The organism is Facklamia sp. P13055 (assembly GCF_050409445.1).
Taxonomy (GTDB): Bacteria; Bacillota; Bacilli; order Lactobacillales; family Aerococcaceae; genus Facklamia.
In genome coordinates, this window is record NZ_JBNUPL010000007.1 from 62,789 (window position 1) to 85,918 (window position 23,130).

Annotated in this window: 23 protein-coding genes; 14 read left to right on the top strand and 9 right to left on the bottom strand. The window is 34.4% G+C overall.

Features of this window, described 5'->3' with window-relative positions; genetic code table 11:
* Positions 1 to 98: 98 nt before the first annotated feature.
* The 9 genes from rpsR to dnaA all read right to left on the bottom strand — a co-directional run bounded on the left by rpsR (position 99) and on the right by dnaA (position 9,988).
* A complete protein-coding gene (gene rpsR, locus ACQV2O_RS04265; protein WP_428873050.1) occupies positions 99 to 332 on the bottom strand; it encodes a 30S ribosomal protein S18 in 234 nt (77 codons plus the stop codon).
* A gap of 23 nt (positions 333 to 355) precedes the next feature.
* On the bottom strand, positions 356 to 868 hold the full coding sequence (gene ssb, locus ACQV2O_RS04270; RefSeq protein WP_428873160.1) for a single-stranded DNA-binding protein: 513 nt from the start codon (positions 866 to 868) through the stop codon (positions 356 to 358).
* A gap of 36 nt (positions 869 to 904) precedes the next feature.
* Positions 905 to 1,204 (bottom strand): 30S ribosomal protein S6, encoded by a 300-nt coding sequence (gene rpsF / locus ACQV2O_RS04275; protein WP_428875074.1) that lies wholly within the window; start codon positions 1,202 to 1,204, stop codon positions 905 to 907.
* A gap of 115 nt (positions 1,205 to 1,319) precedes the next feature.
* The gene (gyrA, locus tag ACQV2O_RS04280) at positions 1,320 to 3,833 is read right to left on the bottom strand and encodes a DNA gyrase subunit A (protein ID WP_428875075.1); all 2,514 of its coding nucleotides are present in this window, start codon (positions 3,831 to 3,833) and stop codon (positions 1,320 to 1,322) included.
* A 24-nt stretch (positions 3,834 to 3,857) separates the two neighbouring features.
* A complete protein-coding gene (gyrB, locus tag ACQV2O_RS04285; protein ID WP_428873047.1) occupies positions 3,858 to 5,792 on the bottom strand; it encodes a DNA topoisomerase (ATP-hydrolyzing) subunit B in 1,935 nt (644 codons plus the stop codon).
* A 10-nt stretch (positions 5,793 to 5,802) separates the two neighbouring features.
* Entirely contained in the window at positions 5,803 to 6,912 is a 1,110-nt protein-coding gene (recF, locus tag ACQV2O_RS04290; protein WP_428873046.1) for a DNA replication/repair protein RecF, read from the bottom strand.
* Positions 6,913 to 6,920: 8 nt separating this feature from the next.
* Complete coding sequence (gene yaaA, locus ACQV2O_RS04295) at positions 6,921 to 7,145, bottom strand: S4 domain-containing protein YaaA (protein WP_428873045.1); 225 nt, start codon at positions 7,143 to 7,145, stop codon at positions 6,921 to 6,923.
* Positions 7,146 to 7,340: 195 nt separating this feature from the next.
* Positions 7,341 to 8,489 (bottom strand): DNA polymerase III subunit beta, encoded by a 1,149-nt coding sequence (gene dnaN, locus ACQV2O_RS04300; protein ID WP_428875076.1) that lies wholly within the window; start codon positions 8,487 to 8,489, stop codon positions 7,341 to 7,343.
* 158 nt (positions 8,490 to 8,647) lie between these two features.
* A complete protein-coding gene (gene dnaA, locus ACQV2O_RS04305; RefSeq protein ID WP_428873043.1) occupies positions 8,648 to 9,988 on the bottom strand; it encodes a chromosomal replication initiator protein DnaA in 1,341 nt (446 codons plus the stop codon).
* Between the two features lie 488 nt (positions 9,989 to 10,476).
* Between dnaA and rpmH the strand changes: the two genes are divergently transcribed.
* The 14 genes from rpmH (at position 10,477) to ACQV2O_RS04375 (ending at position 23,062) form a co-directional block, all read left to right on the top strand.
* Positions 10,477 to 10,614, top strand: a complete 138-nt coding sequence (gene rpmH / locus ACQV2O_RS04310; RefSeq protein ID WP_258436956.1) for a 50S ribosomal protein L34 — start codon at positions 10,477 to 10,479, stop codon at positions 10,612 to 10,614.
* 113 nt (positions 10,615 to 10,727) lie between these two features.
* Entirely contained in the window at positions 10,728 to 11,108 is a 381-nt protein-coding gene (rnpA, locus tag ACQV2O_RS04315; protein WP_428873042.1) for a ribonuclease P protein component, read from the top strand.
* A complete protein-coding gene (gene yidC / locus ACQV2O_RS04320) occupies positions 11,098 to 11,937 on the top strand; it encodes a membrane protein insertase YidC (protein ID WP_428875077.1) in 840 nt (279 codons plus the stop codon). The genes rnpA and yidC overlap by 11 nt, the downstream gene beginning before the upstream one ends.
* An 18-nt stretch (positions 11,938 to 11,955) precedes the next feature.
* Positions 11,956 to 12,906, top strand: coding sequence for an RNA-binding cell elongation regulator Jag/EloR (jag, locus tag ACQV2O_RS04325; RefSeq protein ID WP_428875078.1), 951 nt, complete (start codon positions 11,956 to 11,958; stop codon positions 12,904 to 12,906).
* Positions 12,907 to 13,096: 190 nt separating this feature from the next.
* A complete protein-coding gene (locus ACQV2O_RS04330) occupies positions 13,097 to 14,299 on the top strand; it encodes a hypothetical protein (protein WP_428875079.1) in 1,203 nt (400 codons plus the stop codon).
* Between the two features lie 261 nt (positions 14,300 to 14,560).
* On the top strand, positions 14,561 to 15,937 hold the full coding sequence (gene mnmE / locus ACQV2O_RS04335; RefSeq protein WP_428873038.1) for a tRNA uridine-5-carboxymethylaminomethyl(34) synthesis GTPase MnmE: 1,377 nt from the start codon (positions 14,561 to 14,563) through the stop codon (positions 15,935 to 15,937).
* Positions 15,938 to 15,947: 10 nt separating this feature from the next.
* Complete coding sequence (locus ACQV2O_RS04340; protein ID WP_428873037.1) at positions 15,948 to 16,439, top strand: NUDIX hydrolase; 492 nt, start codon at positions 15,948 to 15,950, stop codon at positions 16,437 to 16,439.
* Positions 16,439 to 18,346, top strand: coding sequence for a tRNA uridine-5-carboxymethylaminomethyl(34) synthesis enzyme MnmG (mnmG, locus tag ACQV2O_RS04345; RefSeq protein ID WP_428875080.1), 1,908 nt, complete (start codon positions 16,439 to 16,441; stop codon positions 18,344 to 18,346). Before ACQV2O_RS04340 ends, mnmG begins: the two co-directional genes overlap by 1 nt.
* A gap of 221 nt (positions 18,347 to 18,567) precedes the next feature.
* Positions 18,568 to 19,293, top strand: coding sequence for a 16S rRNA (guanine(527)-N(7))-methyltransferase RsmG (gene rsmG / locus ACQV2O_RS04350; RefSeq protein ID WP_428875081.1), 726 nt, complete (start codon positions 18,568 to 18,570; stop codon positions 19,291 to 19,293).
* Positions 19,294 to 19,306: 13 nt separating this feature from the next.
* The gene (locus ACQV2O_RS04355) at positions 19,307 to 20,071 is read left to right on the top strand and encodes a ParA family protein (RefSeq protein WP_428873033.1); all 765 of its coding nucleotides are present in this window, start codon (positions 19,307 to 19,309) and stop codon (positions 20,069 to 20,071) included.
* Positions 20,061 to 20,939, top strand: a complete 879-nt coding sequence (locus ACQV2O_RS04360; RefSeq protein WP_428873031.1) for a ParB/RepB/Spo0J family partition protein — start codon at positions 20,061 to 20,063, stop codon at positions 20,937 to 20,939. The genes ACQV2O_RS04355 and ACQV2O_RS04360 overlap by 11 nt, the downstream gene beginning before the upstream one ends.
* Positions 20,940 to 20,963: 24 nt before the next feature.
* Positions 20,964 to 21,170 (top strand): DUF951 domain-containing protein, encoded by a 207-nt coding sequence (locus ACQV2O_RS04365; protein WP_428873029.1) that lies wholly within the window; start codon positions 20,964 to 20,966, stop codon positions 21,168 to 21,170.
* 15 nt (positions 21,171 to 21,185) lie between these two features.
* A complete protein-coding gene (gene ychF / locus ACQV2O_RS04370; protein WP_428875082.1) occupies positions 21,186 to 22,286 on the top strand; it encodes a redox-regulated ATPase YchF in 1,101 nt (366 codons plus the stop codon).
* Between the two features lie 11 nt (positions 22,287 to 22,297).
* Entirely contained in the window at positions 22,298 to 23,062 is a 765-nt protein-coding gene (locus tag ACQV2O_RS04375; RefSeq protein ID WP_428873025.1) for a DUF1129 domain-containing protein, read from the top strand.
* Positions 23,063 to 23,130: the final 68 nt, after the last annotated feature.

Here is a 23,130-nt window from a genome sequence, read left to right on the forward strand (position 1 = left end):
CACTTATTTTATCATATTTAAGTGAAATGTTCTATCTACTAATTAATTACTTAATGTTTCACGTGAAACAAAAAAACCACCCAAAGGGTGGTCAAATATTATTCTTGAACGGTAAATGGTAATAAAGCCATGATCCGTGCGCGTTTAATTGCATTAGTCAATGTACGTTGATGCTTTGCGCAAGTACCTGTTACACGACGAGGTAAAATTTTGCCTTTTTCTGAAATAAATCTTTTTAAAAGATCTGTATCTTTGTAATCAATATAATCGATATGATTAGCGCAGAAATGACAAACTTTTTTTCTACGTCTTCCTCCACGACGTTGTGCCATGCATTTTCCTCCTCTACATTATTCTAAAATGGTAGATCATCTTCAGAAATATCCACCTTCTGACTGTCACCAAATGGATTACTATTTTGACTGAAGTCTTGATTAAAACTAAAATCATTACTATTCGTTTGATTTGGTTGAGCTTTAAACTGATTCGTTTGATTTGGTTGTTTGTATGATTGATTACCATCGGAAACTGGACGTTGTTCAGTCACTGATTTTGGTTCTAATAAGTGAAAGTTACTTACAACAACTTCAGTAACATATACTCTCTGTCCTTGTTGATTATCATAACTTCTTGTTTGGATACGACCTTCGACTCCAATTTGAGAACCTTTACGGGTAAAGTTAGCTAAATTCTCAGCAGCTTTACGCCAAATCACACAATTAATAAAATCTGCTTCACGCTCACCTTGTTGATTGGTAAAACTGCGATTTACAGCTAGTGTAAAACTTCCAACTGGAGTTCCTGAAGAAGTATAGCGTAAATCAATTTCCTTGGTTAAACGCCCAACTAATTGTACGGTATTCATAATTTTCCTCCTACAAGTGTTTCACGTGAAACATAGTGATTATTCTTCTACTTTTGTAATCATATGGCGTAAGATATCACGGTTGATTCGTGCTAGACGATCGAACTCGTTGATCCCTTTAGCATCATCAGCGGTTAAAGTAATTAAGTGGTAAACACCTTCACGATAATCGTTGATCTCGTATGCTAAACGTTTCTTAGCCCAGTCTTTTGATTCGACAACTTCTGATCCTTGATCGACTAAGATTTGATCGAAACGAGCAATTAATTCTTTCTTTGCTTCGTCGGTCATATCTGGACGAATAATATAAAGGATTTCATATTTAGTTGGTTGACTCATGACTGCACCTCCTTTTGGTCTAATGGCTCCATAGAGCAAGGAGTTAAGCTATTAAGCTATTAACTCACATTTAATAATTTTATCACTCTATTTTTAAGAAATCAATCTAATTTTTCTATTCCTCTGAATTTTCTATTGAATTATCAGATTCCGACATATCTTCTTCTGTATTTTCTTCATCTTTTTCAATGACAACAATTTTATCAACGATAGAATCATCATCTAATCGAATAACCTTAACTCCCAAGGTATCTCTTGAAGCGGTTGAAATCGAATCGATATGAACACGAATGACGACTCCTTCATTGGTCATGATTAGTAAATCTTCATCACCATCAACAGTGACTAAACCAGCTAATTTACCACTCTTTTGAGAGATATTAGATGTTTTTACACCTTTACCGCCTCGGTTTTTAATAGCATATTGGTTAGATTCAGTTCGCTTACTGTAACCATTTTCTGTCACTACAAGAACTTGCTTATCATCATCTAAAATAGCAGCACCAATAACATAATCTCCTGAACGGAGTCTCATACCTCTGACACCTGAGGCTGTCCGACCCATATCACGGACATCATTTTCATTAAAGCTAACGGCATAACCATTATTAGAACCAATGATAATATTTTTTTGTCCATCAGTAATTAATACATTCACTAACTGATCATTTTCTCTTAATTTAATAGCAATTAAACCATTGGTACGAATGTTATAGTATTCACTTACTAAAGTACGCTTAACGGTCCCATTTTTAGTAACAAACAAGAGATGAGTGTCTTCATCATCAGCTTCTCTACGAATATTAACTATATCTCTTACATACTCTTCTTTATCTAAGTTTAAGAGGTTAATAATAGGTAAGCCCTTCGAAGTTCTTCCATATTGAGGTATATCGTAACCCTTAGCGCGATAAACCTTACCAAAATTAGTGAAAAAGAGGAGGGTATCATGGGTGGAGGCAGAAACTAAGCTTTGAATGGAATCCTCGTCACTCACTCCCATTCCTTTAACCCCTCTACCACCTCGATTTTGAACACGGAACTCATCTTCAGTCATACGCTTAATATAACCAGAAGTGGTTAAAGCAATCAAAATATCTTCCTCATCAATTAAATCTTCATCTTCAAGAGACTGAATTTCACCCAATTTGATTTCAGTTCTTCTTGGATCATTATATTTCTTAAGTATTTCTCTTAATTCATCATGAATAATTTCATAAATTCTTTCTTGAGAAGAAAGTATTTCAGTCAAGCGAACAATCAATTCTTGTAAATCTTTTAGCTCGGCATCGATTTTTTCTCGTTCTAATCCAGTTAAGCGAACCAATCGCATATCTAAAATAGATTGTGCTTGAATTTGCGAAAATTCAAAACGATTAATCAATTCTTGCTTAGCTGTTTCTGAATCGTGGGAAGAACGAATAATAGCAATAATCTCATCAATGACATCTAAGGCTTTTTGTAGACCTTGTAAAATGTGAGCCCGATCTTCTGCTTTTCCTTTTTCAAATTTAGTCCGTCGCGTAATCACTTCAACTTGATGGGCTAAATATTTTTCAAGAATTTCTTTTAAATTTAGTATTTTAGGAACTCCGAAATCAATCGCTAGCATATTAATACCAAAGTTAGTCTGTAAAGGAGTATGTTTATATAAGTTATTTAGAATAACATGAGCAGAAGCGTCTCGACGTGCTTCAACTACAATCCGCATACCTTCACGACCAGACTCATCAGCAATATAGGAGATACCATCAATTCGCTTATCACGACCCAATTCAGCAATTCTTTCAACTAATTTAGCTTTATTTACACCATAAGGTAATTCTTTAATAATAATTCGCTCACGGTCTTGATTATTACCAAAGTATTCAATTTCAACTTTACCGCGAATTGTGATTTTTCCTTTACCTGTCCGATAAGCTTGGCGAATACCTGATTTTCCAACAATAATTCCACCAGTAGGAAAATCAGGACCCGGTAAAGCTTCCATCAATTCATCCACAGTCGCTTCTGGATTACGCATAAGAATTTGTAAAGCGTCAATGACTTCTTCTAAATTATGCGGTGGTATATTAGTTGTCATACCAACTGCAATACCAGAAACTCCATTAACTAAAAGGTTAGGGAAACGACTTGGTAATACAACCGGTTCTTTTTCTTCTTGAGAATAGTTTTCTTGGAAATCAATTGTATCTTTATTAATATCTCTTAACATTTCTAGAGTGATTTTAGCCATTCTAGCTTCAGTATACCGCATTGCAGCTGCACCATCACCATCGACTGAACCAAAGTTACCGTGGCCATCAACTAACATTTGGCGGTAGGAGAAGGGTTGCGCCATCCTTACCATGGCTTCATAGATTGCAGAGTCACCGTGAGGGTGATACTTACCCATAACATCCCCAACAATTCTGGCTGACTTCTTATGTGGTTTATCAGGTGTAACACCTAATTCATTCATACCATATAGAATACGACGATGAACAGGTTTTAATCCATCACGAACATCTGGTAGGGCTCTTGCGACAATTACTGACATAGCATAGTCCAAAAATGAATTACGCATTTCATCAGGTAAATTGATTTCTTCAAAAGATTGTTTGCTAACATCAAAATGATCTTCCGTCATGACTAACTCCTTTCAAGGGTAATTCTATACATCCAAGTTACGTACATAGACTGCATTTGTTTCAATAAAGACACGACGGGGTTCTACTTCTTCTCCCATCAACATAGACATCACTGCATCCGCTTCTACTGCATCATCAACAGTCACTCGCTGCATCCGACGATTTTCAGGATTCATAGTTGTTTCCCAAAGTTGATCTTCATTCATTTCTCCAAGACCTTTATACCTTTGTAATGAATACTTAGTATTTGGATTTTCTTTTTCCCATTGGAGTAATTGCTCATGTGTATCTAAATAAATCTCTTTTTTACCAACTTTTAATTTATAGAGTGGCGGAAGTGCAATATAAACATAGCCTGCATCAATCAAAGGACGCATATAGCGGAAAATAAGCGTTAATAATAACGTACGAATATGCGCACCATCGACATCTGCATCGGTCATAATGATTAGTTTATGATAACGGGCTTTGCTCACATCAAATTCTGCTCCAAAACCAGTGCCCATGGCAGTAAATAACGAGCGAATTTCAATGTTACTCAATATACGCTCCATTGAGGCCTTTTCAACATTTAAGATTTTCCCTCTAATTGGTAAAATAGCCTGATACATTCTTGAACGGCCTTGTTTAGCCGAACCACCTGCTGAATCTCCCTCGACAATAAATAGTTCGCATTTTTCTGCGTCTTTAGAAGAACAATCCGCTAATTTACCAGGTAAGTTTGCGATTTCTAAACCGGATTTACGACGGGTCATCTCCCTAGCTCGCTTGGCAGCCATTCGTGCTTTTGAAGCTAGAATTCCTTTATCTAAAATCAAACGTGCAACTTTAGGATTTTCCAATAAAAATGTTTCAAAATGTTGAGAGAAAAGGCGATCTGTTACAGTTCGTACTTCAGAATTCCCTAATTTTGTCTTAGTTTGACCTTCAAATTGAGGATCTGGATGTTTAACCGAAATAACAGCTGTCAGACCTTCACGAGTATCCTCTCCAGATAAGTTATCATCACCATCTTTAAGTAAGTTATTTTTACGACCATAGTCATTAATAACCCGTGTTAAAGCTGTTTTAAAACCTGATTCATGTGTTCCTCCTTCATAAGTGTGAATATTATTAGCAAAAGACAGTAAATTTAATTGATAAGCATCTGTATATTGTAGAGCGATTTCAACAGCAATACCATCTTGTTCACCTTCAATATAGATAGGTTCATCAAAAATTAATCCCTTGTCTTCATTAAGATAAGAAACGTATGATTTAATTCCACCATCAAATAAATAACTATCATCAGCTTCGCGATCCATCCGTCGATCTTGTAAAGAAATGCGTAAACCTTTATTTAAGAAAGCTAGCTCATGGATACGCTCATTTAATATTTCATACTTAAAATCCGTTGTTTCAGTAAAGATTGACGGATCCGGTACAAAATTAACTTTAGTACCTGTTTCCGTTGCTTCTCCAACCACCTTTAACTCAGATACAATAGCTCCTCTTTCAAACTTAATTTGATGAACTTTTCCATTACGTGAAACCTCCACTGATAGTTCGCTTGATAAAGCATTCACAACAGAGGCTCCTACACCATGGAGACCACCTGAAACTTTATAACCGCCACCACCAAACTTGCCACCCGCATGCAAAACGGTGTAAACCGTTTCAACAGCAGGTCTGCCTGTTTTAGATTGAATATCGATCGGGATTCCACGACCATCATCTGTTACCGAAATAGAACCATTCGCTTCTATGACTACTTCAATTTGACTACAATAGCCAGCTAAAGCTTCATCAATAGAATTATCAACAATTTCCCAAACTAAATGATGTAATCCAGTACTCGCAGTAGATCCAATATACATTCCTGGTCGTTTACGGACAGCTTCCAATCCTTCTAATACTTGGATTTGTTCAGCATCATATTGGGGTTGAGTTACATTTTTCTTGTCGTTATTTTCTGCCATTTGTATCCTCCTATTGAACTTTACCTTTACTTATATGTCTTATTGAAGAATTTTTTAGCTCTTGAATATGAATATTTTCAATACTAGCTGTGGTTAAAATTGTTTGAACTTTCCCTTCGATTTTACTCATCAAAATAAATTGACGATGATCATCTAACTCGGACAGAACATCATCTAATAAAAGAACTGGATAATCTTGATCAATTGTATAAAATAAATCCAATTCAGCTAACTTTAAACTAAGAACAACTGTTCGTTGTTGGCCTTGTGAGGCAAATTGCTGAGCTGAATTTCCATTAATATTAAAAATTAAATCGTCTCGATGAGGTCCATATATGGTAGCTCCTTGATGGATTTCCCTTTGAATAGACAATTTGAACAATTCACTCATTTGATCTTTAATTAAATCAATCTTCTCATAATCAAGTTTAGAAGAGGAAGACTTATAGACCATTGATAAGCTATCTCTTTCATTAGAAAGTTCATAATGAATCGGGTGAGCCATTGCTTCTAAATCTTTAACAAATTGCAAACGATATTTAATTACTTGGCTTCCTGCATCAATTAGCTGATCAGTTAAGATGTCTAAATAAACTGGATCATAAGTATGTTTTTCACGCGCTTGCTTTAAATAAGCATTTCTTTGTTTAAGTAAGCGATGATATTCTAATAAATTTTGTAGGTAGATGGGATGGGTTTGACCGAGTTCTGTATCTAAAAACTTTCTTCTTAGACTTGGAGACCCCTTAACTAATTGCATGTCTTCGGGAGAAAAGAGGATAACATTTAATTTACCTATAAATTGAGAAAGTCTCTTTTGATCGAGGTGATTGTATTTAGCAATCTTACCCTTATCATTTAATATGATTTCTAAAGGAAATTGAGAGTTTTTAGTGGTTATTTGGCCGACTATCTTTGCATAATCTTCTTCCCAACTAATCATTTCTTGATCATGATTGGTTCGATGACTCTTAGCCAAAGACAACAAAAAAATGGCCTCAAGGATGTTAGTTTTTCCTTGGGCATTTTCACCAGCTAAAATAGTTAGACCGTCATGAAAATCAATCGAAAGCTCTTTATAGTTCCTAAAATTGGTTAAATTTAATTCTTTTATTTTCATAAGCTATCTTATTGATCTACGACATCTACTATTAATTCATCCTGAACAAACTCCACACGGTCTCCAGGATATAATTTTTTTCCTCGTCGATTTTCTGATTCGCCATTTAAATAGACAGTAAATTCACCTAAGTACCATTTAGCCATTCCACCACTGGATATTAAATCTACTATTTTTAATAATTGGCCGAGTGTTACATGGTCACTATCTATTTTGACTTTTTTATGTTCCATTTGGCCACCTCATTAGTAATTTATTAGATTCATTATACTACTAAATAGCTTAAATCTCAAATTTTTGGCGAAAAAATGCCATTTTAAATAAATTTGACCTTCAGAGTATAAAAAGCTTATTTAAGTTAAATTAGGCTTAAATGCTAAATAATGGCAAAAAATAAGCAGGTCGTTTATTAGACCCGCTAAAAAGTTTTAATGTGTACGAACTGGTGTTAATAATTGCAGTAAATCATTGTGGGGTAATTCACTCTTTACACTTGGTGTTATAAGCATTGGACGAACTGCTGAATTAAATTGAATGGTAATTTCTATATCGCCAAAAGATCTCAAAGCTTCTTTCATATAGTCAGGGTTGAATGAAATCTGAAGCTCTTCACCATTTGAGGAAACAAATTGAATTTCTTCTGCCACATTCCCTATTTCATTTCCTTTTACAAATAACTCGATATGGTCTGTTTGAATATCTAATTGGACAATATTATTTTTTCCTTCATGTGACATTAAAGAGGCCCGTTCAATTGCTTGCAGAAAATCAGCCGCATTTAAGACGATTTCTGTTTCAGATGAATTAGGAATTAACCGATCAGTAGCAGGGTAATTACCCTCCAGTAAGCGTGAATAAATTGTTATGTTTTCGAAAGTAAAAATAATTTGTTGATTCGATATAGTCATCATTAAATCAGCATTATCAGGAACTATTCTAGCCAATTCAATCATTGTTTTTTTAGGAACAGTGATTGCTTCTAAATGATGCGAATTCTCAGTTAATTTTAAAGGAATTTCTCTTTGGCTTAAACGATGGCTATCTGTTGCCACTCCCACTAAGTAATCTTTTTCTAGCATTAAGTGAAGTCCTGTTAAAATTGGACGTGATTCTTGATTAGAAGCTGCAAAAATAGTCTGATGAATCATATTTTTAAAAGTAAGTGTTGGAAGTTGAATTTGATGATCTAGGTCAATAATAGGCAAACGAGGATACTCATTTCCATCAATACCAACAATTTGGAATTTTGCATTACCAGATTGAATAGTTGCTTTAAATTGATCATCTACACTCACTATTACCTCATCTTGTGGTAATTTTTTAATAATTTCATTTAATAAACGTGCAGGTAATACAATTTGGCCTGTTTCTTCAATTTGTAAATTAGCTAAGGGTTCATCAACTGCAATATGACTTTCGATAGATATATCAGCATCGCTACCTATTAAAGTCATTCCATTACTATCTAAAGATAATTTAATTCCATATAGAATGTTAATGGTTGTTTTAGAAGGAATAGCTCTTTGAACATTATTTATTTGTTGAGTAAAAGCAGATCGGTTAATTGTAAATTTCATAATTTTCTCCTTTATAAATAATTATTATATATCTAAGTAATAATAGTAGGGCTTGTTGATAGAGTGTATAAGTGATAAAGAGTTCTACAAACTAAGCTTTAGCATTGTTGATGACTATGTGTAAAGATGATTTTTTATAGTAGACTTATCCACATTCTTTATTCTAGCATCTGTTTGATTGTTGCAATTTCATGTTTGAGGGTAGTATTACTTTTAAGATCTTCAGAGATTTTTTCATAAGCATGGATAACCGTCGTATGGTTTTTATTACCGAAAGCTTCACCAATTTTAGGAAAAGATAGTTCTGTTAATTCACGTGTAAGATACATAGCAATTTGACGAGCAGTAACGATTTCTTTGTTCCTTTTCTTTCCTTTAATTTGTTCAGTGGATATTTTATAAAATTGACTACAAGTAGAAATGATAGATTCGGCATCAATTACCTTTTCTTTTTGCTCTCCAAAAATAGAAGAGAGAGCTTCTGCGGCTAAATGACTTGTAATTTCTTTGCCCTCTATAGCTGCATAGGCAAAAACTCTCATTAAAGCTCCTTCTAATTCACGTATGTTTGTATCTACATTATTAGCGATATATGTGAGAGTTTCAGAATCAATATCCAATCGATTATTTGCAGCCTTTTTTCTAAGGATAGCGATACGAGTTTCCAAATCAGGAGGGGTAATGTCGGTTGATAATCCCCATTTGAATCGTGAAATAAGCCTTTCCTCGAGATTATCAATATTATTTGGTAAACGGTCTGAAGTTAAAATAATTTGTTTATTATTATTATAAAGTTCGTTAAAGGTATGGAAAAATTCTTCTTGAGTGGCATCTTTTTTCGATAAAAATTGAATATCATCGATCAATAAGACATCTATTTCACGATACATTTCCCTAAATTTTTTTTGAGAACCGTTTTGAATACTGGTAATAAAATCATTAACAAAAGATTCACTGGTTGCATATTTAATTTTAGTAGAAGGGTTTTTACGTAGGATATCGTTACCTATAGCTTGCATTAAATGAGTTTTTCCTAAACCTACACCACCATAAATTAAAAAGGGATTGTAAGTTTTTCCTGGACCATCACTCACTGCCAGGGCAGCTCCTGCAGCCATTTTATTATCTTCACCAATCACAAAGTTTTCAAAGGTATAAGAAGGATTTAATTTTGAGTCAGAAAAGCTTGGAAGACTATCTGTCTCTCCTTGCTTATCAATCGATTTCGAAAGCATGGGTTCATTTTGCTTGCTTTGATAAATTATAAATTGAGGTTCATATTCAATACCATATCGTTCACGACTATATTGCAATATATAGTTTACCAAATGATTTTCCCAATATTTTTTAGTCATCGGATTAGGAACTGCAATCGTAATTGATTGATTACCAATTCGAGTAGGGATTGAAGGTTCAACCCAGGATCGATAGGAAGAAGTGGACAGGATTTCTTTTAAATAATCTTGAACTCCTTGCCAAAAAAGATCTTTTTCATCCATTCATTTCACCTCGAATAAGTTAATATAGTTAAGATTATTGTATCATATTTAGAGTTTTCCACAAGTTGAGAATGTGTAAAAAGCTCTATCCACATACTCACATTTAAGTTATCCACATGTTAATTAAATGTGTGGATAAAAAAATAGTTTAGTAAACATTAAGTAGATTTGTGCAAAAGAAAAAAATAACAATTCCTATGTCATCAACTTTCTTAAAGGTTTAAATAATGTTTTCAACAGAGTTTGTGGATAAAATAATATTTATTGACAAGCTTAGAAAATGTGGATAATTTTATCCTCTAGTTTGTTAAAAGAAGTTTATTTTTTTAGGGTTTGTTTAAAAACTGTGGATAAGTTGTTGACAATTGTTAAGATTTTACATCGATTGAGATATTTAATAGAATATTAAAAAACACTTGACTTTAAAGGAGTCATTCTTATAAACTATTCTAGTATTGTTTATATTTAGCAACAAGGAGGTGTATTGCATGACTAAGAGAACATACCAACCTAAAAAACGTCAACGTAGTAAAGAACACGGTTTTCGTAAACGCATGTCAACAAAAAATGGACGTCGTGTATTAAGCAAGCGCCGCTTAAAAGGACGCAAAAAGTTAACTGCATAATTTTGAGGCTTCCAAGTGAGGCCTTTTTTTTATAAAATAAAGAGAGAGATTCCAATTATTCTTATTTTTGATATAATATTATGAGGACTCTAAAACATCGGAGTGATAGTCTAATGAAAAAAGAATATCGAGTAAAAAGTGATAAGGATTTTCAAAGAGTCTTTCATCAAGGAAACTCTACAGCAAACCGTCAACTGGTTATTTATACCTATTCAAAACCAGGTCAAAAACATTTTCGTGTCGGTTTGTCAGTAAGTAAAAAGTTAGGTAATGCAGTTTTTAGAAATCAAATAAAACGCTATTTAAGACAAGCCTTGCATGAGGTGGAAGATATGGTTATTCCTGAAGTTGATTTTCTATTGATTGCTCGTAAGGATATTTGTGATAAGGATTTAAAGCAAATAAAGAAATCGATTATTCACGTTATGAAGAAAGCTAAAATTATCCAACCATTATTTAAACTAGAAAAATCTGGAGGTCGTAATGAGCAATAAAAAAGTAAATAAAATTTTAAAACTTTCACTGCTATTAGCTATTGTAGTGGTATTATCTGCTTGTGCAAATATTAATGAACCGATTACTAACGATTCATCAAATCTTTTGGATCAATTTGTTCTCTATCCCTTCTCTCAATTTATTGTTTGGCTAAGTGGTTTAATGGGTCATAATTTTGGTTTAGGTATTATTAGTTTAACCCTTTTAATTCGTCTTTTGCTAACCCCTTTGACATTAATGCAGATGAAATCTCAAAATAAAATAATGGAGTTACAACCGGAAATTGAAGCCATTAAAGCTAAGTACCCTCATAAAGATCGTCACTCAATGGAGTTACTTCAAGCTGAGCAACAAGAATTGTTTGATGAAAAAGGAGTTAATCAATTCGCAGGTTGCTTACCAACTTTAATTCAATTACCAATTTTGATGGCCTTGTATCAAGTGATTTCGCGAACAGAGCTTATAAGACAAGGACAGTTTCTTTGGGTTGATTTAGGACAACCAGACCCTTACTTTATTTTCCCTCTTTTAGCGGCTCTATTCACATTTTTATCTACTTACCTAAGTAGTAAAGCAAATCCTCAACAAAATGTTTCAATGAAAATTATGATGATAACTATGCCAATTATGATTTTCTCTATATCTTTTGCTTTACCTAGTGCAGTTTCACTTTATTGGTTTATATCGAATTTAATTACTGTAATTATTATTTTAATTTTTAACAATCCATATAAAATGATTAAAGAACGCCAAGAACGCATTGCTCATGAAAAAGAAAAAGAGCGTCAATTGCGTAAGGCCTTGAAAAAAGTTAAAAGTCGTAAATAAATTAAAAGGAGTGATGATATGTTAGATCATAATATGACTGTTAGGGCTGAAAATGTCGAATTAGCTATTGAAAAAGGGTTAAAACAATTGCGAATTAGTCGAGAAGAAGCCGATATCCGTATTATAAGTGAAGGAAAAAAAGGTTTCTTTGGCTTCGGTAAGCAAGAAGCAGTAGTTCATATTGAAGCTAAGACTGATTTATCATTAAAAGAATTAACCAATCAATTAGAAAAAAAAGTTGGAATGGAACATAAGGATAAAACAGGTCAAAAACATAAAGAAACAGTAAATAAAACTAAAGATTATATCCGTCAAAATAATCAAAAACACAGTGAGCCTGTTAAAGAAGAGGTTCACGATCAAAGAAAAACTGACAATGTTGTTTTAGAAAAAGAATCTTCCATTGAAAAACAAGCAGAAGATAAAAAATCTGAAACAGTCGAGCCAAAAGTGAGTGAAAAAGTTTCAAATGAAAACCAAACGTCTGAAACAGAGGTTGCACAAAGTGAATCTACAATAGAAGAAGAGTATCAAGCGGCTTGCCATTACCTCGAAGAAGTTATTCGTTTATATGGTGCAGAATCGCACATTGAATACGAATTAAGAGGTAATCAGTTAGTTTTTAATATTGAAACGGACAAATCAGGTTTAGTCATTGGTAAACATGGAAAAATTATCAATTCCTTACAGACTTTAGTTCAGGTTTTATTGCATAGACGTGATCGTAAACGAATCTCAGTTTTATTAAATGTTGGGGATTACCGTGACCGTCGTTTAAATGTACTTGAACAAATGGCAGAAAGAACTGCTGAGCAAGTTTTAACTACCAAACAAACAGTCATCCTAGATCCGTTACCTGCTTATGAACGCAAACAAATTCATGCTTATCTTGGACAATATGAGCATATTGCAACCCACTCTGAAGGTAAAGATCCTAATCGATATTTAGTGGTAGATTATGTCCCATAATATTAATTACGTCCCTAAGCTTTGCTTAGGGATTTTTTCTCTCAAACCTTTTTTATAAATGTTTAGTCATAATTGAAAATTATCATGAATAAATCAATGGACTTATTTTTAAAACGAAGCATTAGTAAAATTATATTAGATGGTTATAAAAATTATGATATAATATAGCTTGTTTTAGGAGGTGACGGATTTGAGTCTGTCTGGCAGAAAGATATTTTGGCTTTTGTTAATTGTTATTACTTTATCAGCTTGTAAACAAGAACCTATGATTAAATTGAGTAAAGAAAACCAAATGAAGATAGAGAAGAAACAAGCAGAAAATAAAGAAACACAGCTAGATCAAATAAATAATAAGAAAGCCAATACATCCGACCAAGTAGTTATTGATCCTAACTCGTGGATTAAAGAAGGAGAAGATGTAAACTATAATTTAGAAAATTTTCTTCCTTATAATGCTAATCAAGTAAAAATCCTTTCCAATGGTAAAACTAGCTATGTTGAATATATGGATCAAACAAACCAACAGATGCAAGTGAGAGAGACGCTAGCTGATGAAAAAAACATTGAACTCTATCGTTGGAATACTGAAGTGATTGAACTATACGGAAAATTTGAAAAAGAGCATCGATTTACTAATTATTTAAAAAACTCAATAGAAGCTAATCAATTAGAAAAAGGTCTAATCATTTTACAATCTCCTTTAAAAGTAGGAACTGAATGGTTATATGACGGTAACATTCCTTCAAAAATCGTCGGCTTATATAAAGAAGTGAATATCGGTGATCAAATCTATCAAGAAGTGATTGAAGTTGTGACTCAATTTGAAGAGGGCGAAAGACATCAGCTATTTGCTGCTAATAAAGGGATTATTGCTCAATGGCAAGAAAATAAAGAGGAATATTATCTCGCAGAATCGATTACAGATAATGTAATGTTAGTAAGCAAAATGGATTGGTACATGCCTCAATCTTCAACAGAAGAACCTTTTATTCAAAAAGAGACAGTTGACTTTGCCTGGCAAACAAACGATACCCTAGCAACAGCTTTTCAGCGCTTTTATTACGATAACCAATGGATTACTCCCGAAATACAAGTGGTTGATATTTATGAGTCCAATGGAATAGCCCATCTCAATTTTTCAAGCGGTGTTGTTGCTAGTTTAAACCGACATCCAGCAGGTGAAAAAGCGGTAGCAATTGCCATGATGGTGAATATTGCTGACTATTACTCTGTTAATCAAGTGAGTTTAGAAGTGTTTGGAAATGGTATGCTACTCAATGCCATATCTTATCCTCCTAATGGAATTCATCAAATAGATCCCAAATGGGTCAAGCAAGAAGATAGTAGTAATACGCAAACGCCTTTGAGTAGTGAAGAATTAACCTTAGAATAAGTGAAGATCACCATTCTTAATTAGAGGAATGGTGTTTTTATTAAGGCAAATGTTTTGGAGAGCTTATGTTAAAAAAAAGCTAGACACTCTCTTTTAAATATAATTTAGCTAAACAGTTTCACACCTATCTTGCAAGAAGAATAACGATTTGATACAATTACTACGATAAATAGACAGGCAGTCAAAGTGCTTTCGAATGACCTAAAAAACTTAGGTATCTTTCGTTGAGCACTTTTTTTATGATTAAAGGGGGTATTAAGTATGTATATTTTAGACACAATTGCAGCTATCTCAACCGCAATTGGCGAGGGAGCTATTGGAATAGTACGTATGAGTGGTCCGGATGCTTTGCCAATAATAAAAAAAATATTTAAAGGCAAAGACTTGAGTCAGGTTGAAAGTCATACCATCCATTATGGTCATATAGTAGATAAGGATCAAAAAGTCTTAGATGAAGTAATGGTCACTATCTTAAAAGGACCAAAAACCTATACACGTGAAGACATAGTAGAAATCAATTGTCATGGTGGTATCGTAGCTATGCAGCGAATCCTGGAAAGTTGTTTATTAGAAGGTGCGCGCATGGCTGAACCAGGTGAATTTACAAAGCGCGCCTTTCTAAATGGTCGCATTGATTTGTCACAAGCAGAAGCTTTGATGGATTTAATTCAAGCTAAAACAGGTAAAGCTATGGACGCTTCTCTAAACCAATTAAAAGGAACCCTATCTCAGCAAATTAGACAATTGCGCCAAGAAATGCTTGAAAGTTTAGCTCAAATTGAAGTAACGATTGATTATCCGGAATATGATGATGTTGAAGAGATGTCTAGTCAAACTCTTATAGAAACAGCACAATATGTAAAAAATAAAATAAATCAAATTTTGAAAAAAGCTCAAAATAGCCGTCTTTTCCGTGAAGGAATACGAACAGCTATTATAGGTAAACCAAATGTTGGTAAGTCGAGTTTACTAAATTACTTAACTGGATTTGACAAAGCAATCGTGACTGATATCGCTGGAACAACTCGAGATACTATTGAAGAATACATCAATGTCAAAGGAGTCCCCCTACATTTAATCGATACAGCAGGCATTCGCCAAACTGATGAATTGGTAGAGCAAATTGGTGTGGCTAAAAGTCGTAAAATTATGGAAGAATCTGATTTAGTTATTTTGATTTTAAATCAATCTGAAGCTTTGACAGAAATTGACAAAGAACTTTTATCTTTGACAAAGGATCAAAAGCGAATCATTTTATTAAATAAAACCGATTTGCCGAGTCAAATTGATTTTACAAAGTTGACAAATGTAGTAAATAAAGAGGAAATCATCCCAATTTCAATCTTAAAAGATCAAGGATTAAATCTACTAGAAGAAAGAATTGAAAATTTGTTTTATACGGGAAATTTAGAGTCGAATGATATTAATTATTTACTTAATTCACGTCATACTAATTTACTAAAGCAAGCAATTCAAGCGCTTGACGAAGTTGTGAATGCTTGTCAAGCAGACGTACCTGTTGATTTGGTACAAATAGATTTTACTAGAGCCTGGGATCTTTTGGGCGAAATAACAGGTGATAGCGTACAAGATGAATTATTAGATAAGTTATTTAGTCAATTCTGTTTAGGAAAGTAGGAAAGCTATAATGCAACAATTATCTACAATTTGTTATCTGGATAATGGAAAACAGTTATTATTGCTCCACCGTAATAAAAGAGAAAATGATATCCATGGAGGAAAATGGGTTAGCGTCGGTGGAAAATTTGAAGCAGGAGAAAGTCCTCAAGAGTGTGCAATTCGTGAAATTTATGAAGAAACGGGTCTAAGGGCCAAAAGCTTAATCCCCTTAGGTTTCATAACTTTTCCAGATTTTACCCATGATGATAGAGATTGGTATTCTTTTGTCTATAGAGTGACAGATTTTGAAGGAGACCTATTAAAGGACTGTGACGAAGGGACTTTAGAGTGGGTGGATTATGACGATGTCTTGGACAAACCAATTTGGGAAGGGGATTATCTCTTTTTACAATGGGTCTTAGAAAACAAACCTTATTTTTGGGCTAAATTTGCTTATGATAAAAAGGGTGACTTAATCGACCATCAGGTTGAATTTATGAAAAACAGAGGTGAAATATAATGCAAACATATGAAGCGGGTCAATATGATGTAATTGTTGTAGGAGCCGGGCATGCAGGTTCGGAAGCAGCTTTAGCTTCAGCTCGACTAGGTGCTCAAACACTTTTAATTACGATGAATCTAGAAATGGTAGCCTTTATGCCATGTAATCCATCAATTGGTGGACCTGCTAAGGGGGTCGTTGTACGTGAAATTGATGCACTGGGTGGAGAAATGGGACGTAATATAGATAGGACTTATATCCAAATGCGTCTTTTAAACACCGGTAAAGGACCAGCAGTTCAAGCACTCAGAGCTCAAGCTGATAAGCAACATTACTCCAATACAATGAAGCAAGTCTTAGAAGAAACAGATAATTTAGACCTCAAACAAGGACTTGTTGAAAGACTTTTAATTGAAGAAAATCAATGTCGCGGTATTATTACCAATTCGGGGGCTATTTATCGTGCTAAATCTGTAGTTCTAACGGCAGGTACTTCTTCACGAGGAAAAATTATTATTGGAGATTTAGCCTATTCTTCCGGTCCTAATAACACCCTACCTTCTGTTAAACTGTCTGAACATTTAATGGAATTAGGGATTGAATTAACTCGTTTTAAAACTGGAACACCTCCACGAGTGCATTATGACTCAGTCCATTTTGACAAAACAGAAGAACAGCCTGGCGATATTAAAGCGAATCATTTTTCTTATTTGACAGATGATAAAGATTATTTGCAAGATCAAATATCTTGTTGGTTGACACATACCAATGGTCAAACGCATAATATAATTAGAAATAATTTGCATAAAGCACCTATGTTTTCGGGAATAGTTGAAGGAGTAGGGGCTAGGTATTGCCCATCAATAGAAGACAAAATAGTTCGTTTTAGTGACAAACCACGCCATCAAGTGTTTATCGAACCTGAAGGTCGTAATACTAAAGAAATGTATGTCCAAGGCTTGTCAACTTCTTTACCAGAAGATGTCCAACTAGAGATGCTCCATTCAGTAGAAGGTTTAGAAGAAGCAAAATTGATGCGAGCAGGGTATGCTATTGAATATGATGTAGTGGTACCCCATCAATTAACGCTATCCTTAGAAGTGCGAGATTTACCTGGCTTATTCACTGCCGGTCAAATGAATGGAACGAGTGGTTATGAAGAAGCAGCAGGACAAGGAATTGTTGCAGGAATCAATGCTTGCCATAAGGCTTTTGACAAAGACCCTTTTATTATAACGCGTTCAGAAGGCTACATTGGTGTTATGATTGATGACCTTGTAACAAAAGGAACGACTGAACCTTATCGTTTGCTAACTTCTCGGGCTGAATACCGTTTATTACTACGTCATGATAATGCAGATTTCCGTTTGACAGAAAAAGCCTATAAAATTGGATTGGTGGATGAAGCACGTTATCAGCATTTTAAAACGAAAGAAGCTGCTGTAAAAGCAGAACTTGATCGCTTAGCGTCTATTCGTATTAAGCCAAGTACAGAGGGTTTAACAGAGTATTTTGAAAGAATCAATTCAACGCCACTTAAAGATGGAATTTTAGCTAGTGAACTTTTAAAAAGACCGGAAATTAAATATTTTGAATTGATTAAAGCTTTACCTATTTTAACGACTGAAGTTAATCGACAAGTAGGAGAACAAGTTGAAATTCAAATCAAATATGCAGGCTACATTAATAAAGCTAACCATAAGGTCGATCGTGTTAAAGCTATGGAAGAAAAAATAATTCCTGAAAACCTAGATTACGATGCAGTGGATAGCTTAGCAACTGAAGCAAGAGAAAGATTAAAATTAATTCGACCTTCTAACATTGGACAGGCTAGTCGAATTTCAGGTGTCAATCCGGCTGATATTGCCATTCTTTCAATCTATATTCAACAGGGTAAAATTGCAAAAATTGAATCTCATCAATAGTCAGCTAAAAATCACCAAAAAGATAAAGATCTTCTTCTCAATTAGCAAGCTAATTAAGAAGGGATCTTTTTAAAATGAAAAAAACAGATACTATAAATTTAAGTAATTTAATTATCTTTCGAAATTTATTGAAGGATAGATGTTGCTATTGAGTAGTTATTTTAGTAAAGTAAAGTTGCTGTGAAACATTGTTTCACAATTACTAAAATGAGAGGGATTATATGGAAGAAAATCAGTTTAAAAAGAAATTGCAAGATCAAGGATTATCAATTAGTCCCGATCAACTACTACAGTTTTCCACTTATTATCAGTGGTTAATTGAATGGAATCAAAAAGTTAATCTGACAGCTATTACTGATAAAGAAGGAGTTTATCTTAAACACTTCTATGATTCTTTAATGCCGCTGTGGCATTTACCTTTAGCGAACTATTATTTGAAGATGTGTGATGTAGGAGCGGGTGCAGGTTTTCCAAGCTTACCAATCAAAATTATTCATCCTGAAATTGAACTGACGATTATCGATTCTTTAAATAAACGTATTCAGTTTTTAAAAGATTTAAGTTCCAATTTAAAACTTGAACAAATAGAGTTTCTCCATGGCAGGGCTGAAGATGTGGGCCAAGATTCAAATTATCGTGGACAATTTGATTTAGTGACTGCTCGGGCAGTAGCTCCTTTAAATGTTTTAGCTGAGTACTGTCTTCCTTTACTAAAAAAAGGTGGAAAATTTATAGTTTTAAAAGGCAGCCATGAACAAACAAATACGGAATTAAAAGAAGCTGAAAAGGCGATTAAAATATTAGGAGCAAAGTTAGAACAAGTGGTGCAAACTTATCTGCCTGAAGATGAAGGTGAGAGAACACTATTATTAATAGAAAAAACATTAGATACTCCCAATAAATACCCACGTAAAGCAGGTAAGCCAAGCAAACAGCCTATAAAATAAAAGGAGGAAGCATATGGGAAAAATGATTGCAATCGGCAACCAAAAAGGCGGAGTTGGTAAAACAACCACAACTGTTAATTTGGGTGCAGCATTAGCCTTTATGGGGAAAAAGGTACTGGTTATTGACTCCGATTCTCAAGGAAATGCTACTTCCGGTTTAGGAATTGAAAGAGGCGATGTGACTTATAGCTTATATGAAGTGCTGGTCGATCGAGTACCTATTCAGGATAGTATCTTAACCACTTCTAGAGAAAATCTAGATATTATCCCATCAACTATTTCTTTAGCAGCTGCTGAAATTGAATTAGTAAATTTTAAAGACCGCGAATTTCGCTTAAAAGAAGCTGTAGAATCAATAAAGCAAGATTATGATTATCTTTTAGTAGATTGTCCACCGTCCTTAGGGCAATTATCTATTAATGCCTTTACAGCATCTGATACAATTTTGATTCCGGTTCAAGCAGAATATTATGCCTTAGAAGGTTTAAGTCAATTATTAAATACAATCCGCTTAGTTCAAAAGTCATTAAATCCTCAATTCAGAATTGAAGGTGTATTAATAACTATGCTAGATGCGCGCACGAACTTGGGCTATGAAGTAGTTGATGAAGTACGTAAATACTTCCAAGAGAAAGTATATGATACGGTAATTTCACGAAACATTCGTTTGTCAGAGGCTCCATCTTATGGTTTGTCAGTAATTGATTATGACCCAAAATCTAGAGGAGCCATCATGTATAAAGAATTGGCAGAGGAAGTGATCAATAATGGCCAATAAACCAAAAAAAGGTGGACTAGGTCGTGGAATGGAAGCTCTCTTTAGTTCAGCTTATGAAGAAGTACCTAACGATCACGAAATGGTCACCGAAATTAAATTAGAAGATATTCGTCCAAATCCCTACCAACCTAGAAAACACTTTGATCTCAATGCTTTGAATGAGTTAGCGGAATCGATTCGTCAAACGGGTGTTTTCCAACCTATTATTATTAGAAAATCCTCTATTAAAGGATATGAAATTATTGCAGGAGAGCGTAGGGTACGTGCTTCTAAATTGGCAGGCAAAACAACCATTCCAGCAATTGTTAGAGAACTTGATGAAGAAGCAATGATTGAGATTGCTGTAATAGAGAACTTGCAAAGAGAAGACTTGAGTCCTTTAGAAGAAGCAGAAGCATATGATATGCTAATGGAACGTTTAAAACTAACGCAAGCAGAAGTTGCTGAACGTATTGGGAAAAGTCGCCCTTATATAGCCAATTATATTCGTTTACTTCAATTGCCAGATCCAATTAAACAGTTAGTAAATGAAGAAAAACTATCTATGGGCCAAGCACGCACCATTTTAGGGTTAAAAGATAAGAGTCAGATGGAGAATTTAGCTAAAAAAGTTGTTAAAGAACAGCTTACAGTGCGTCAGTTAGAAGAAGTAGTACAAAAATATAATCAATCATTACCAAAAATGACGAAAAAGGGACGAACCGAAAATAAATCACCACTTTGGTTAGCAATTGAAAATCAAATGGAAGAAAAGTTTGGGACACCCGCTAAAATTGTTTCAAAAGGAAACAAGGGAAAAATTGAATTAGAATTCGTCAACGATTCAGATTTGACAAGAATTCTAGACTTACTTAACATTCAAGTTTAAATAGTGACAAATAGGAGGGTCAAAATGGATCCAAAAGCTTACGATAAGTTCGATATAGTAGAAATGAAAAAGCCACATGCTTGTCAAACTAATCGCTGGCAAATTATACGAATGGGTATGGATATTCGTATACGTTGTGAAAATTGTCAGCATATTGTTACCATGACACGCCGTGACTTTGAAAAGAAGATGAAAAAAATTCTTAAAAAACATCAAGAAGTAAACCTTTAGAAAGAGAGTGAAATTATGGCATTAACAGCAGGAATTGTGGGACTACCAAATGTGGGCAAATCAACTTTATTTAATGCAATTACTAAAGCTGGAGTGGAAGCGGCAAATTATCCTTTCGCTACTATTGATCCTAACGTAGGGGTTGTGGAAGTCCCTGATGAACGTTTGACAGAGATTACTCGCCTTGTCAAACCAAAAAAAACCATCCCGACTACAATAGAATTCACCGATATCGCAGGGATAGTAAAAGGAGCGAGTAAAGGGGAAGGGCTGGGTAATAAATTCTTAGCCAATATCCGCCAAGTAGATGCCATTTGTCACGTTGTGCGTTGTTTTGAAGACTCTAATATTACTCACGTTTCAGGTAAAGTTGATCCGATTGAAGATATTGAAACCATTAACTTAGAGCTGATTTTGGCAGATTTAGAAACCATTGAAAAACGAATTACTAAAGTTGAAAAGTTAGCACGTACTAAAGACAAAGAGGCTGTTGCTGAGCATGAAGTACTTTTAAAATTAAAAGAGGCTTTGGAACACAACCAATTAGCTAATAGTGTGGAGTTTTACGATGAACAATTACCTTACGTCAATAACTTGTTCTTGTTAACACGTAAGAAAATGCTTTATGTTGCCAATATAGGTGAAGAAGAAGTTAGCAATCCAGAAGGAAACCCGTTCTTAGTAAAAGTTCGTGAATTAGCTGACCAGCAAGGCGCAGAAGTTGTTCCTGTTTCCGCTCGTTTAGAAGAAGAGATTGCAGAACTAGATGATGAAGAAAAGACCAGTTTCTTAGAAGATTACGGTTTAAAAACTTCAGGTCTTGACCGCTTAATTCAATCAGTTTATAAATTGCTTGGTTTGGGAACTTATTTTACAGCCGGTGAAAAAGAAGTTCGAGCTTGGACTTTTAAAGTAGGAATGAAGGCACCACAAGCAGCCGGTGTGATTCACTCAGATTTTGAACGCGGATTTATTCGTGCAGAGACCATGGCTTATGATGATTTAGTGAAGTATGGCTCTGAGCAAGCAGTAAAAGAAAAAGGCCTCTATCGCTCAGAAGGTAAGGAGTATATAGTTAAAGATGGAGACATTATGCTCTTTCGCTTTAATGTATAGGAGGAAATTCAATGAAAGATCAGCAAGAAGAAAAAGTTGTAGAAGAAGTCTCAAATAGCCAACCACTTGAAAATCAAGTGGCAGTTGAAAGTCAAGAAAGCTCGATATTAACTGGGGTACCACAAGAAAAGGTGGACCAGTTAACCAAACGTAATCTAAAATTTATGCTAGACATTGATCGCTACTTAAAAGAAGAACAAATATCACAAGCAAATTGTCAAGTAGTTTATTTGGAAATGGTAGATACACTTTTAGAAGGGCAAAAAGATGGTCATACTGCTAAACATATTTATGGAACGCCTAGTGAAACTAGTCAGATTATTATTAGTAAAGCAGTAAAAGAGCATGAAGAAAAAGAGAAGTCACCGGATTGGCAAATTGCTGTCGATGGTGGGTTAATGTTAGGAGCTATTTTCACCCTAATAACGGGTGTATTTGGTTTAAGTGGGAGTTCAAATGTTCAAGAAAATTTCTATATGGGTATCCTAACAGTTATCCTCAATTATGCTATCGGTGGTTATGCGATGATGCGAACAGCAAAAGTCTTACCAGACTTGGATGCTCCTAAAGGGCAAAAGGGTTATGGGCGCTATTTCATGGCATCTACAATTGCAATGATGGCTTGGATTGGTTTAATTATGTTAAGTCAAGCCTTTATACCGCCGGTAATTAACCCAATTTTACCGCCTATGGGCTATATCATACTGGGTGTAATTACTTTGGTCTTACGTTATTACTTAAAGAGAAAGTGGAAAATAGTTGGTGGACTCTTTTAAGGGCATGCTGTTTGATAAAAAGACGAACATTAAATACTTCTCATAATCTAACATCTGCAAAAAACTTG